14 protein-coding genes are annotated in these 13,055 nt (G+C 66.4%); 6 read left to right on the forward strand and 8 right to left on the reverse strand.

The genetic code is table 11. The features are described from left to right. Positions 1 to 55: 55 nt before the first annotated feature. The 5 genes from HYG77_RS07050 to HYG77_RS07070 are packed head-to-tail and all read right to left on the reverse strand — an operon-like array spanning position 56 to position 5,591. Positions 56 to 1,372 (reverse strand): FMN-binding glutamate synthase family protein, encoded by a 1,317-nt coding sequence (locus HYG77_RS07050; RefSeq protein WP_208962264.1) that lies wholly within the window; start codon positions 1,370 to 1,372, stop codon positions 56 to 58. An 11-nt stretch (positions 1,373 to 1,383) separates the two neighbouring features. Next, a complete protein-coding gene (locus HYG77_RS07055; protein WP_208962265.1) occupies positions 1,384 to 2,082 on the reverse strand; it encodes a protein glxC in 699 nt (232 codons plus the stop codon). Continuing rightward, positions 2,070 to 2,966 carry a glutamine amidotransferase family protein gene (locus HYG77_RS07060; RefSeq protein WP_208962266.1) on the reverse strand — a complete coding sequence of 299 codons (897 nt, stop codon included), beginning with the start codon at positions 2,964 to 2,966 and terminating at the stop codon, positions 2,070 to 2,072. The genes HYG77_RS07055 and HYG77_RS07060 overlap by 13 nt, the downstream gene beginning before the upstream one ends. 24 nt (positions 2,967 to 2,990) lie before the next feature. Next, complete coding sequence (gene glnT / locus HYG77_RS07065; RefSeq protein WP_208962267.1) at positions 2,991 to 4,352, reverse strand: type III glutamate--ammonia ligase; 1,362 nt, start codon at positions 4,350 to 4,352, stop codon at positions 2,991 to 2,993. A 45-nt stretch (positions 4,353 to 4,397) separates the two neighbouring features. Continuing rightward, positions 4,398 to 5,591 (reverse strand): FAD-dependent oxidoreductase, encoded by a 1,194-nt coding sequence (locus HYG77_RS07070; protein ID WP_208962268.1) that lies wholly within the window; start codon positions 5,589 to 5,591, stop codon positions 4,398 to 4,400. A 314-nt stretch (positions 5,592 to 5,905) separates the two neighbouring features. Here HYG77_RS07070 and HYG77_RS07075 point away from each other — a divergent pair, with 314 nt between their 5' ends. From HYG77_RS07075 to HYG77_RS07095, 5 genes are read left to right on the forward strand one after another with little or no spacing between them, the layout of a single operon-like run. Further along, positions 5,906 to 6,289, forward strand: a complete 384-nt coding sequence (locus HYG77_RS07075) for an ethanolamine utilization protein (RefSeq protein ID WP_208962269.1) — start codon at positions 5,906 to 5,908, stop codon at positions 6,287 to 6,289. 18 nt (positions 6,290 to 6,307) lie between these two features. After that, positions 6,308 to 6,832, forward strand: a complete 525-nt coding sequence (locus HYG77_RS07080; protein WP_244373516.1) for a dimethylamine monooxygenase subunit DmmA family protein — start codon at positions 6,308 to 6,310, stop codon at positions 6,830 to 6,832. After that, the gene (locus HYG77_RS07085; protein ID WP_208962271.1) at positions 6,829 to 7,806 is read left to right on the forward strand and encodes a PDR/VanB family oxidoreductase; all 978 of its coding nucleotides are present in this window, start codon (positions 6,829 to 6,831) and stop codon (positions 7,804 to 7,806) included. Before HYG77_RS07080 ends, HYG77_RS07085 begins: the two co-directional genes overlap by 4 nt. Beyond that, on the forward strand, positions 7,803 to 8,801 hold the full coding sequence (locus HYG77_RS07090; RefSeq protein WP_208962272.1) for a DUF3445 domain-containing protein: 999 nt from the start codon (positions 7,803 to 7,805) through the stop codon (positions 8,799 to 8,801). Before HYG77_RS07085 ends, HYG77_RS07090 begins: the two co-directional genes overlap by 4 nt. After that, the gene (locus HYG77_RS07095) at positions 8,798 to 9,217 is read left to right on the forward strand and encodes a TetR family transcriptional regulator (RefSeq protein WP_244373518.1); all 420 of its coding nucleotides are present in this window, start codon (positions 8,798 to 8,800) and stop codon (positions 9,215 to 9,217) included. Before HYG77_RS07090 ends, HYG77_RS07095 begins: the two co-directional genes overlap by 4 nt. A 196-nt stretch (positions 9,218 to 9,413) precedes the next feature. Here HYG77_RS07095 and HYG77_RS07100 read toward each other — a convergent pair whose 3' ends face one another. Further along, on the reverse strand, positions 9,414 to 9,965 hold the full coding sequence (locus tag HYG77_RS07100) for a HutD family protein (RefSeq protein WP_208962273.1): 552 nt from the start codon (positions 9,963 to 9,965) through the stop codon (positions 9,414 to 9,416). Positions 9,966 to 10,203: 238 nt separating this feature from the next. Between HYG77_RS07100 and HYG77_RS07105 the strand changes: the two genes are divergently transcribed. Beyond that, positions 10,204 to 11,559, forward strand: coding sequence for an ammonium transporter (locus HYG77_RS07105; RefSeq protein WP_208962274.1), 1,356 nt, complete (start codon positions 10,204 to 10,206; stop codon positions 11,557 to 11,559). A 69-nt stretch (positions 11,560 to 11,628) separates the two neighbouring features. Here the strand turns inward: HYG77_RS07105 and HYG77_RS07110 are convergent, their stop codons facing one another. Together HYG77_RS07110 and HYG77_RS07115 are read right to left on the reverse strand one after the other, a co-directional pair. Further along, on the reverse strand, positions 11,629 to 12,225 hold the full coding sequence (locus tag HYG77_RS07110; RefSeq protein WP_208962275.1) for a transcriptional regulator: 597 nt from the start codon (positions 12,223 to 12,225) through the stop codon (positions 11,629 to 11,631). A gap of 71 nt (positions 12,226 to 12,296) precedes the next feature. Beyond that, positions 12,297 to 12,962 carry an XRE family transcriptional regulator gene (locus HYG77_RS07115; RefSeq protein ID WP_109328151.1) on the reverse strand — a complete coding sequence of 222 codons (666 nt, stop codon included), beginning with the start codon at positions 12,960 to 12,962 and terminating at the stop codon, positions 12,297 to 12,299. Between the last annotated feature and the right edge of the window lie 93 nt (positions 12,963 to 13,055).

A 13,055-nucleotide genomic window follows, 5' to 3' on the forward strand; every position in this document is an offset into this window, starting at 1 on the left:
GTGAGCGGTTAAGGAGTCCCTGGACTCCTTAACCGCTCACGGGCGGCGGAGCCGCCTACAGGGCGCCGGGGATCCAGGTGGTGCCGGCGAGGGGGACGCGGGCCATCGCCGATGCCTCGACGGTGAGGGCGACGAGGTCCTCGGGTTCGAGGTTGCGCAGGTGGGATTTGCCGCAGGCGCGGGCGAGGGTCTGCGCCTCCATGGTGAGCACCCTCAGGTAGTTCGCGAGCCGCCGTCCGCCCTCGACGGGGTCGAGGTTCTTCGACAGTTCCGGGTCCTGGGTGGTGATGCCGGCGGGGTCTTTGCCGGCCTGGAAGTCGTCGTAGAACCCGGCCGCGGAGCCGAGTTCCTCGTACTGCTTCGCGTAGCGGGGGCTGTTGTCGCCCAGCGCGATCAAAGCAGCGGTGCCGATCGCGACAGCGTCCGCCCCGAGCGCCATGGCCTTCGCGACGTCCGCGCCGCTGCGAATTCCGCCCGACACAATGAGCTGAACGCTCCGGTGCACCCCCAGTTCCTGCAGTGCCTGGACCGCCTGCGGAATTGCGGCGAGGGTGGGGATGCCGACGTGTTCGATGAACACGTCCTGGGTGGCGGCGGTGCCACCCTGCATGCCGTCCACCACTACGACGTCGGCGCCGGCCTTCACGGCGAGTTTCACGTCGTAGTAGGTGCGGGTGGCGCCGACCTTGATGTAGATGGGCTTTTCCCAGTTGGTGATCTCGCGTAGTTCGATGATTTTGATGGCGAGGTCGTCGGGACCGGTCCAGTCGGGGTGCCTGCACGCCGACCGCTGATCGACACCCATCGGGAGGGTGCGCATCCCGGCGACACGTTCGGTGATTTTCTGCCCCAGCAGCATTCCGCCGCCGCCGGGCTTGGCGCCCTGGCCGAGGACTATCTCGATGGCGTCGGCCTTGCGTAGGTCGTCCGGGTTCATTCCGTACCGGGACGGCAGGTACTGGTAGACCAGGTTCTTCGACTGCCCCCGTTCCTCGGGCGTCATGCCGCCGTCACCGGTGGTGGTGGACGTGCCGACCTCGCTGGCGCCGCGGCCGAGCGCTTCCTTCGCCTGCCCGGACAGTGCACCGAAGCTCATGCCGGCGATGGTGATCGGGATATCGAGGTGCAGCGGGAACTTGGCGTTGCGGTCGCCGAGCACGACGTCGGTGTCGCACTTCTCGCGGTAACCCTCGAGCGGGTACCGCGACATCGAGGCGCCGAGGAACAGCAGGTCGTCGAAGTGGGGCAGCTTGCGCTTGGCACCCCAGCCGCGGATGTCGTAGATGCCGGTCTCGGCGGCCCGCTGGATCTCGGAGATGACGCCGCGGTCGAACGTCGCCGATTCGCGCAGGGCCGGGTTCGGGGTGTTCATAATCGTCGCTCCTAGTAGGCGCTGGCGTTGTCGACGTGGAAGTTGTAGAGCTTGCGGGCGGAGCCGTAGCGGGTGAACTCCGACGGGTCCGCGTCGAAACCTGCCCGATCGAGCAGCTCCCGCAGTTCCGTCAGGTGCTCCTCGCGCATCTCCTTCTTGATGCAGTCGGCGCCGAGGGAGGCGACGGTGCCGCGCACGTAGATGCGGGCCTCGTACAGCGAGTCGCCGAGGGCCTCACCGGCGTCGCCGAGCACGACGAGACGTCCGGCCTGACCCATGAACGCGGACATGTGGCCGATGTTGCCGCCGACGACGATGTCGACGCCCTTCATCGAAATTCCGCAGCGGGCAGCGGCATTGCCGTCGATCACGAGGAGGCCGCCGTGGGCAGTGGCGCCCGCGGACTGCGACGCATCACCCTTGACGTGCACCGTCCCCGACATCATGTTCTCCGCGACCCCGACTCCGGCGTTGCCGGTGACGGTCACCGTCGCGTGCTGGTTCATGCCCGCGCAGTAGTAGCCGACGTGCCCGTCGATGGTGACGTCGATGTCGGAGTCGAGGCCGCAGGCCAGCGCGTGCGCGCCCTGCGGGCCGGTGACCGTGACCTTCTTCGGGGCTTCTGGGGAGGTGAGCCGCTCGTTGACAGCACGCGTACTCGACGTCTCGAAGTTCAGGACAGTCACTTCGGTGGTGGCTACCGGTGCCATACGTACACCTCTTCCGGTTCGGGCTCGAAGATTCGGGCGTTGTCGACGCCGGGCAGGTTCGCCAGGGCGCGGTATTCGGAGGCCATCGCGACCCACTGGTCGGTCTCGGCTATGACGGCGGGCTTGCAGGAGATGGCGTCCCGGACCACGGCGAACGAGTCGGCCGTCGAGACGAGCAGGGTGTAGAAGCCGTCGAACGTCTCGTTCAGCATCAGCAGCGCCTTCTCCAGGTCGACGCCCTCGGCGAGCTGCTTGGCGACGAACCGTGCCCCGACCTCGGTGTCGTTGGCACTGTCGAATTCGACGCCGTCACGTTCGAGCTGATGTTTGATGCTCATGTGGTTGGAGAACGAGCCATTGTGCACGAGGCACTGGTCGGGGCCGACGGAGAACGGGTGCGACCCCTCGGCGGTCACCGCGGATTCGGTGGCCATGCGGGTATGCGCGACACCCTGCCAGCCGCTCGCCGACGGCAGCCCGAACCGGTTCGCCAGGTCGATGGGGTTTCCGACGCCCTTGAGGACGGTCAGGTCGTCGCCGAAGCCGATGACCCGCGCCGACGGCACCACGCTGCGCACGGCCGTCGCGAGATCCGCCGCGCCGACGACGCCGTGCAGGATCGTCGTCGGGTCGAGATCGAATCCGGTGACGGTGGTGTCGAGTGACGCCGACAGCGTTGCGGCGAGTTCCGTTGCGGGGACGGGGCAGTCGAGTAGCGAGACCGTCGACTCACCGACCGGCGACCAGGTCCGGTCACCGTAAATCGCCATGCCTGCGGAATCGGGTCCGCGGTCGCACATCTGACCGAGCATGTCGGTGAGCAGGGCGCCGAGTTGTGGGTAGAGGGACGGCTCACGCAGGTGAAGTCCGACGATTCCACACATGGATGTCTCCTTTCGGGAGGTCGTTCAGAACGCTGTCAGGTAGTGGTCGAGTTCCCAGGGGGAGACGGTGTTGTGCCAGGCGAAGAACTCCTCGCGCTTGAGTGTCGCGAAGTATTGGGCGACTCCGGGGCCTGCGACGTCCAGGGCGCCCGTGACGACGGGATCCGTTTCCAGGGCGTCCATCGCGTGCAGCAGCGTCATCGGCAGCATGTCGCTGGGACTGTCGCCGGAGCCGGGGGTGCCGGGGTCGAGATCGCGTTCGATGCCGTCGAGGCCGGCGGCGATGGCGGTGGCCGCGGCCAGGTAAGGGTTGGCCGAGCCGTCGCCGCCGCGCAGTTCCACCCGGTTCTTGTCCGGAACCCGGAGGTAGTGGGTCCGGTCATTGCCACCGTACGTGGCGTATCGAGGCGACCAGGTGGCACCGCTGCTCGTCGAGGTGGCCCCGGTGCGCTTGTAGGAGTTGACGGTCGGCGCGATCACACCCTGCAGCGCACACGCGTGCTCGAGAATCCCCGCGATGAACGCGTACGCCGTCCTCGACAGTCCCAGTCCCTTGGGATCGTCCCCGTCGGGGAACACCGAACCGGCGTCGTTCCACAGCGACAGGTGCAGGTGCATGCCGGAGCCGGTGCGGTCGGAGAAGGGTTTGGGCATGAATGTGGCCTTCATGCCGCGCTTCTCGGCGATCACCGACAGCAGGTACCTTGCGGTGATCACCCGGTCGGCGGTGGTCATGGCGTCGGCGTAGTCGAAGTTCTGCTCGAACTGCCCGTTGCCGTCCTCGTGGTCGTTGGCGTAGTTGCCCCAGCCGAGCGTGTTCATGGCCGCGGACACCTCGGTCAGATGGTCGTACATCCGGGTGACGTCGCGGGCGTCGTAACACGGCTGACGACTGACGTCGGCCGTGTCCGCGGTCGTGAGGGCGCCGTCTCCGGTGCGGTGGACGAGGAAGTACTCGATCTCCGCGCCGACGTTGACGGACAGGCCGAGATCGGACGCCTTCTTCAGCGTCTCCTTCAGGATCACCCGCGGCGCATACGGCCAGGGCTTTCCCTCCACGTGCGGGTCGCAGTGCACGATCGCCAGCCCGGGCTTCACGAACGGGATCGGCGTGAACGACGAGACATCCGGTACGGCAACGAGATCGGAGTCCTTGGGCTCCTGCCCCATGTGCCCCGCCGCGTACCCGGCGAAGCCCACGCCGTCGTCCTGAAGCTGCTCGACGGCCTCGATCGGGACCAGTTTGGCGCACGGCTTGCCGGACAGCGTCACGAACAGGGCGAGAATGAAGGTGGTTTCGGTGGCCCGGGCCACCTCGGACAAGGTCTGCGGTGGGGTTGTCACGATGTTCTGCGCGGTGAACGCGTCAGCAGTGTCGACAGCCATGGGTAGCTCCTGAACTGGTGGTCTACGGGTGAGGGGGTCTGTGGGTCAGCGCATCTCGCCGGCGCCCTCGTAGGGGTGCAGGCTGAACAGGAGGTCGCCCTCCTCGAAGCGTGAGTAGCGGAAGTCGGACGGCTCGACGTTCGGGAGGGTGGTCGTGCCGTCGTCGAGGAGCATGTCGGCGACGAGGCGGCCGACCGCCGGCGAGATCTTGAAACCGTGACCGGAGAACCCGGTGGCCAGGAACAGTCCGTCGACCGGTGCGGGTCCGATGATCGGGTTGTAGTCGGGAGTGACGTCGTACGCGCCGACGTAGCTCGAGGTGATCCGCGGATCGGGCATGTCGGGCAGACGGTTCCCGAGCTTGCCGATGTTCTTCTCGATGGTGCTGTCGTCCGCGCGGTTGCTGTACTTGTCGGGGTCGATGTATTCGGGCGCAGCGTGGTCGCTGTTGCCGACCAGCAGTTCGCCGTTCGGCTCGCGGCAGATGTATTGCAGTCCGGCCAGGTCCGACAGCACCGGCACCTCCGGAGTCGGAACACCCTGATCGATCAGGACAAGCTGCGCCCGTTGGGCTTTCACCGGGATGTCGACGCCGACACCGGCACCGAGTTCCGGCGCCCACGGACCGGTCGCGAGGATCACCTGCTCCGCATGCACTTCGTCGCCGTTCGCGAGCGTCACCCCGTAGACGCGGCCGTCCGCGTTCTGCAGTAGCGACGCCACCGGCGTGCTCTGGCGGATCGTGACGCCCAGCTTGCGGGCCGACGCGCCGAACGCCATGCCGGCCATGTACGCCTCACCGCGGCCACCGAGGGGCTCGTACGCGAAGGCGGCGAAGTCGTCGAGATGCAGCCCCGGCCACAGTTCGGCCATCTTGTCGTGGCCGATGTAGTCGACGTCGATACCGAGGCCCTGCATCATCGCGACGTTCGCCTTCAGCGGGTCGATGTTGTTCTCACCGACGCCGGCCACGTATCCGCACTGGCGGAATGCCATGTCGTCGCCGAAGATCTCGGTGGCCCTGGTGAAGATGTCGACGCCGTACCACGACATCGCCGCCAGCGACGGCGTCCCGTAGTGGCACCGGACCACGCCACTGGACTTGCCGGTCATGCCCGAGCACAGGGTGTCACGCTCGAGGACCAGCACATCGGTCTCGCCGCGGTCCGCGAGCGACCAGGCGATGGCGAGACCCTCGAGTCCCCCACCGACGATCACGAACTTTGCTGTCTGTGTCACGTTGCTTCCTTCATTCGGCCGGATGATCGGGCGCTGCGGCTTGGGTAGCGGTTCGTTTCACCTCATGAATCGCTGTTGTTCACTATGAAACAGTTCTACTATGTCGATCGTGTTACGGCAACGTTGTCGGTGCATCACCAAATCACGGCGCTCATATGCACTTTCAAGAACAACCACTGCTTTGATCTGCATGTTTTCAGCACCGCAGGATTGATTTACGTCGGCGAAATATGTCTTGTGGTTTCCTGTTGCTACTCCTCGTTTCATGCAGAGGAGGTCGCGGACCCAACTCACCACACCTTCAGGGAGAATCCATGACCACGACCGACAAGCCCATCGCCGTCCCGTTCCGCGTCACCGCTGGATTCCACGAGAACCTGCCTCAGATGCCGGTCTCGGAGTACCCGGGCACCAAGGGATACATCGACGACGTCTTCGCCAACCCGGACGGCTCGGAGATGTCGGCCGGCTACTTCGAACTCCGGCGCACCGACGCCCCGCTCGACTACTACTACGCCTACGACGAGATGAAGGTCGTCCTCGAAGGGGAGTTCACCCTCGAGAACCTCGACACCGGCCAGGTCGAGGTGGCGAAGGCGAAGGATGCGATCTTCTTCCCCAAGGGTTCGCGCATCCGCTTCACTACCCCCGACCGCGCGTTGGCCTACTTCGTCGGCCACCGTTCCTTCGCGCCCTGATCCGCGATGACGGTTTCGATGAGGTCGACCAGCGTCCCCCGCTGGCGATCCGACTCCTCGGCCGTCGACGACCTCGCGGCGGGCGCTCTCGTCACCCGCTACGTACTCGTCGCGGACCGCTCGGTCAGCATGCAGGTCCTTCGCGAACTGTCCGGGCGGGTGACACCCATTCCCACTTGCATCGTGATCGTCGACGCCGGGGCCGGATCCGGGTTCGGCGGGCTCGACGAACTGCTGACCGAGGCGCGCATCGGGTGGCGGTTCGTCGTCGCGGGCCCCGAACACGTGGTCGGGGCAGTGCGCGCTCGGCTGATCGCCGCGGGCGGGGTGCCCGCCGAGATCGCCGAGATCATCCACCCTGACGCCTCGGTGCGCGACGTGTTCTGCGCGCACTGCCACACCACGTCGTCCTCGGTGCCGGTAGCCGTCGGCGGCCGGACGCCGTGCGGGGGTTGTTCCGCCGAACTCACCGTCTACTACCACTACTCCCGGCGCCACAGCGCCTACCTGGGATATCGAGCCGACTCGGAGGAACTGCCATGACCACGGCCCTCGAAACAGTTGCGGGCGAGAGCATCACCGGAGGGCTCACTCTGACGGTGCGCGAGGCACGGCTGCTGTGTCCGGGCATCCGTCACGTCGTCCTCGCGGACCCGGCGGGCCGCACCCTGCCGTCGTTCACCCCGGGCAGCCACATCGCCGTCACCTGGGCCGAGGGTCGGCAGAATTCCTACTCGCTCACCGGCCCCTCGATCGAGCCGGACCACTACGCGATCTCGGTCCGGCTCGACGAGAACGGCCACGGGGGTTCGCGCTGGGTCCACGACCTCCATCCGGATCAGCGCATCCGTGTGAGCCTTCCGCGGAGTGCGTTCACGCCCGTGCTCAATGCTCGGCACCACCTGCTGGTCGCGGGTGGAATCGGCGTCACGCCGATCCTGTCGCACGTCCGGGCCGCGCTCGAGTGGGGTCGTTCGTTCGAAGTGATCTACTCTTTCCGCGACCAGTCGGGAGCGCACGCCGACGAGTTGGCGGCGCTGTGCGGTGACCGGATGATCACGGTCTCCACGCCCGGAGAACTCGCGGACCGCCTCGTCCCGAAGCTGGCGGACCAGCCACTCGGTACCCACGTCTACACGTGCGGTCCCGCGCAGATGATCGCGGCGGTGGCCGAGTGGGCCCGCGACTGCGGCTGGCCACCGGGGCGCGTGCACTCGGAGGCGTTCGGGGCGGGCCCGCTGGCCGACGGGGCACCCTTCGCCGCCAAGCTCGGGCGCAGCGGAATGATCGTCCCCGTGCCCTCGGGAACCAGCCTCCTCGAGGCGTTGCTGGACCGGGGAATCAAGGTTCCGAACCTCTGCCGCCAGGGGGTGTGCGGCGAATGCCGGCTGTCGGTTCGCGGCGGCGAGATCGAGCACCGCGACCTGTTCCTCACCGCCGAGGAGAAGGCCGCCGGAGAATCGATGATGCCGTGCGTATCACGTTCCGCAGGAGACCGATTGGAGCTGGATCTGTGACAACCACCGACTCGCGTGCCGACCGCATCGCGCGCTTTCCGTTCCCCTTTCCGCGCGATCAGTACCGCTACAGCACCAACGTCGAACCGGCCGGACTCCCCACCGACACCGCCACCGGGAGCTGGGGAGACACCCGCATCGCCATCGACGCCCATTATCACCGGGAACGCGCCGAACGCGAGCGCATCCTGGCGGAGGATCCGTCGCGGCACCAATGCCTGCCCCACATGGTCCCCGCCGCCTGGGACGCGATGCTCACGCTGATGCGCACCCTCGCCGACGAATACCCCGACACCATGACCCTCGAACGGCACGACGACAACTGGTTCTGGAAGAACGACCTCCTCGGGATCGAGCGCAACTTCGTGTTCGGGGATCTCGACACGTTGCCGGCGCCGCCGCTGGTGTACATCTGCGGCCAGATCCAGGAGGACGTCGTGCTGCTCGATCAGCGTAAGGGCGAACTGTGGGGTGACGCAGGTCTGGTGACGTTCGCGGCGGACTGGTCCTTCGGATTCGACGTAGGCATGAGCTTCCTCGAAATCCACGGCCCCGTCCCGCGTATTCACAGCGAGAAGATCATCACCCGCGCACACAACTTTCTGATGCGGCTCGAGCCCGGCCAGAGTTACCGACGCACCAACTGGACATTGACCGTGGACGGCAAACTCGACACGTCGACCGAGACCTATCCCGAGTGGGGCAAGGACCGGCGCACCCTCGCCGACGGCCCGCTCGACGAGGTCGGGGACCGCCTGTTCCTGAGAACCGAAGTGCAGCATCTCATCCGGCTCGCTCACTCCGGTGCCGTCATGTTTCTGATCCGAACGTATCTGCTCCCGTTCCGGGACGTCGCGTCGGTTCCGGAATGGGGCGAACGACTGTACCGGGTGCTCGAGGACCTTCCGGTGGACATGGCCGAGTACAAGGGCATCAGTCGCACCCGGGAACCCGGCATGAGATGGCTGCTGACCCACGGGAATGTCGAACTGTGACGCTCACCGACGGACGACGGCGGACGACGCCCCACAGCGATCAGGTGGCCCTCGACCTCGTTCTCGCGACGGTCTCCGTGATCGCCCGCGAAGGCCTGCGCGGGCTGACGACGCAGGCCGTCGCCCGTGAGACCGGCGTCTCGGACGAGGCCGTCCTGCGCAGCGCCGGGTCGACGGAAGCCCTCCTCGACGCCGCGCTCCGTTACGCGCTGAACAAGAGTGCAAGCGTCCGCCGACATCGCCGCCGGCTCGTCCCTCGACCACTTCGTCGAACACCTCACCGACCTCGTCGCCCGGGACCCCGACCTCCAGGTCTTCCAGCACGAACTGATGCTCGAGTCCCGGCGAAGCCCACGCCTCGACCCACACGTAAACTCCTGTACGCCAAGTACATCGAGGCGACGTCGCGGCGCTGACCCGCCTGGGCATCACCGCCGACGAAGACCTGACCCTGCTGGTGTACTCGGCGATCGAGGGATTCATCATGCACCAGTTGATCGCGAAGGACCGCCCCGCAACCGAACGCGCGATCGAGCGGCTACGCCGAATACTCTCTACCGCAAGGTGATTCCTCAGATGAGTCGAAAGGTGTTCCCCCGCATGCCTTGCCACTCACGTGCGGTCGAGGATCTCCGCCACCGCGACAGACGCCTGCCCGGACAGCCGCACCGACCCTTGCTCGACGAGGAGGCAATCGCCCGGGCCGACAGGACCGAGGTCCGTCGTCAGCCGCCCCATGAGGACCAGGACGAGGGCGGCCAGGCGCCCGTCGGCGGTCACGGCCTGCGCCGCTCCGATGTCGACGATGTCCACGGACGCGGCCGTGGTGGACCTGTCGACCATGACGTTGAACGCCTCGGTCGGCCCCTCCGTCACGCAGTCGGGGCTGCACTCGCCGGCGAAGGCCGTCGGACTGAGGCGCGGAATCAGGGTGGGGCCGTCGCCGAGGTCGAGTGACGCGGGATGGTCGCCGATCACCGTGAAGATCCGATCCACCCCGGGAAACGATGAGAACGTCGAATTCGCCTCGAGCGTCGCGACGCTGAACCGCCACCGGGACACGGCACCGGCGGCGATCTCCGCGGTGGTGCCTGCGCCGTTGGCCCACGGCGTGGTCCGGTGATCCGCTCGCCCGATGATGCGGGCCTCCCGCACTGCGATCACGATCTCTCGCCACGAGCGTCTACTGTCACGATACGATGTTAATAGATCGTGCGTCCTATTTGCTACTCGTCCGCACACCTTCGCGTGCGAATTCGTGCGCAGTCACAGCGAATCGGTTACATAGTCGTCACGCGGCGCACCACATCGGCAATCTTCACTTTGGTTCACTGTTGATAGACATTGATTCCCAAAGGCGGACACATCGGTGTCATGCCCTCCTCGATCAAGGTGGACGACTATGAACGAAGCAGCAGTCGCTGCGGCCGACACTGCCTGGATTCTGGCGGCCTTCACGGCAGTGAGCCTCATGGTGCCGGGCCTGGCCATGTTCTACGGCGGAATGGTCAGCGTGCGCAATACGCTCAACATGGCCATGATGACGTTCGGCGCATTCGCCGTCGTCGGCGTGCTGTGGATCGTGTTCGGCTACTCCGCCGTGCTGGGCAACTCCCTCGGCGGTCTCGGCCTCCTCGGCGACCCCCTCGAGTTCTTCGGCTCCAGCGCGCTGCTGGAGGCGCCGGCCGAACCCGGACTGCCGCCCGCGTTGATCTCAGGCTTCCAGCTGTTGTTCGCCGGCATCACCGTGGCACTCATCTCGGGTGCGCTGGCCGACCGGATGAGATTCGGCGCCTGGATGCTGTTCGCCGGACTGTGGGCAACGTTCGTCTACTTCCCCGTCGCCCACTGGGTGTTCGCGTTCGACTCCGCCGACGGATCGGTGATCGGCGGATGGATCGCCAACACCCTCGGCGCGATCGACTTCGCCGGCGGCACCGCCGTGCACATCAACGCCGGCGTGGCTGCTCTCGCCGTCGTCCTGGTCCTCGGGGCCCGCAAGACGTTCCCCGTCTCGCCCCGCCCGCACAGCCTTCCCCTGACCATGCTCGGCGCCGGCATCCTGTTCTTCGGCTGGTTCGGATTCAACGGCGGCTCGGCGCTCTCCGCCGGAAACAGCGCGTCCGTCGTCATTCTCAACACCGTCGCCGCGGCGTGCGCGGGCATCTGCGCCTGGCTGGCCGTCGAGAAACTGCGTGAAGGCCACGCCACGTCGCTGGGCGCCGCGTCGGGTCTGATCGCAGCACTGGTCGCCATCACACCCGCCTGTGGCGCCGTGTCACCGCTCGGCGCTCTGGTCGTCGGAGGCGCTGCCGGCGCAGTCTGCTGCTTCGCGGTGTCCTGGAAGTACCGGCTCGGCTACGACGATGCGCTCGACGTCGTCGGCGTGCACCTCGTCGGCGGCATCCTCGGCACTGTTCTGATCGGATTCCTCGCAGATCCGGCCGCACCCAGCGGCGCCGCGGGACTCTTCTACGGCGGCGGTGTCGACGTGCTGTGGCGCCAATGTGTTGCCGTGGCAGCCGTTGTCGGCTACTGCTTCATCGTCACGCTGGTGATCGCCGCGGCACTGAAGAAGTTCATGGGCATCCGCGCCGACCAGGACAGCGAATACGACGGCCTCGACGTGTCCGTGCACGGCGAGACGGCCTACGTACTCGACGCCGTCGGCCTGACCGGCGCCTCGAAACACGGCACCGACGCGGTACTCGGTGCGGAAGCAATCACGACCAGGGCGGCGGACCCCGCGAAGGCCTGATCCCGGTCGCGACACAGCCGGTGGCCCTACCCCGCAGCACTCCGCGAGGCAGGGCCACCGTGTGATCAGCTAGGTCAGACTCTGAGCCAGACTCCGCAGCCTCGCGCTGTAGTTGTTCGGCTGAGCGGACAGGAACTGACTCAGCAAGATCGTGTCGAATTCCTCCATGGCGGCCGAATCTGCAGTCATCGGATCATGATTCGCCACCTCGTGCTCCAGAAGTTCGACCGCCTCACGCCAGCCGCGGATTGCGGGGCTTCCGAGTTCCATCTGCGGCTCGAATATCAGGGGTTCAGCGAGAGGGCTTCCCAGGATTTCCTCCAAGTGCTCCTCGAGACCTTCGCGCGCCAGCCGGATGATCAGCTGAGTTTGCCCTTCATGCCACTGCATGGTCGCGGGGCGCCCCGGCTGCAGAATCGACGCGACCGACATCGTCGAATCGAACTCCTCAGCGCCAGAGGTAATTCGGGCCGTACCCGACAGCGGGATCTGAATGAGGTAGAAGTCGCCGAGCTCGTCCGAGCTCATCCGCGCATCGGTGCCGTAGTCGAAGTAGTAGAGCCCGATCGCGCCCGCGGTGGCCAGGTAAACCGGCTCCAGACGATCGAAGGGCAGCGCGGACCCGTCGTCGGACGCTATCTGAACTGTCGCTAACACCGTAACCACGACCTTTCGAACCAACCGCCACTCTACGCCCGGCGCGGAGGCGGAGGAAGGTAGAAAGTCCGATGACCGCGTCAGTCCTCGTGGTGGTCGGGATATGCGGTGACCGCGAGAAATCGGATCGGCAACCGCACGAGATCGTTGGGACCGTGCAAACCTTCACCGTCGAGGAGCAGCGAATCCCCCGGCCGCAGCGTGTACTCGGCCTCACCATGCCCATAGACCATGACACCCTCGAGCATGTAGAGCAGTTCGGTGCCGGCGTGCTGGAACAGCGGAAACGTCTCGCTGGCGTCGGTGAGCGTGACCAGCACCGGCTCGAGTCGCTTGTGCTGCCCGCGCAGTGCGCCGAGAAGTTCGTAGTGATGCCCCACCCGGGTCCCTCGCCCGACGATGACCGCACCGTGGCCCGCCTCCACGTACACGGCGTCGCGGGCAGCGTCCGCACCCCGGAAGAGTGAGGTCACGGGTACGTCCAGTCCCGCCGCCAGCCGCGCCAACGTCGACAGACTGCACGAGGTCTGCGAGTTTTCGATCTTCGACAACATCGCCTTCGAGATCCCGACTTTTGCCGCCATGTCCCCCACGGAAAGCCCACTGGCCTTGCGGAGCGCGCGCACCTGCTTGCCGATCACCTTCTCGAGATCAGGGCCGGTCGGCGTATCGGACGGCACCTCACGCTCGACGGGCGCGGGATCACCCGTGTCACGGTGAACCCCGGTCTCCGGTCGAGTCGTCACGTCCCGCATCCTAGCAGCGTTGTTTACTGTCAGGAAACTGCAGGAACGTCCGGCACTTCGCCGGCTCGACCGACAAGATCACCCGTTAGTGAC

This window comes from Rhodococcus sp. ZPP (assembly GCF_017656075.1).
GTDB lineage: Bacteria > Actinomycetota > Actinomycetes > Mycobacteriales > Mycobacteriaceae > Rhodococcus_F > Rhodococcus_F oxybenzonivorans.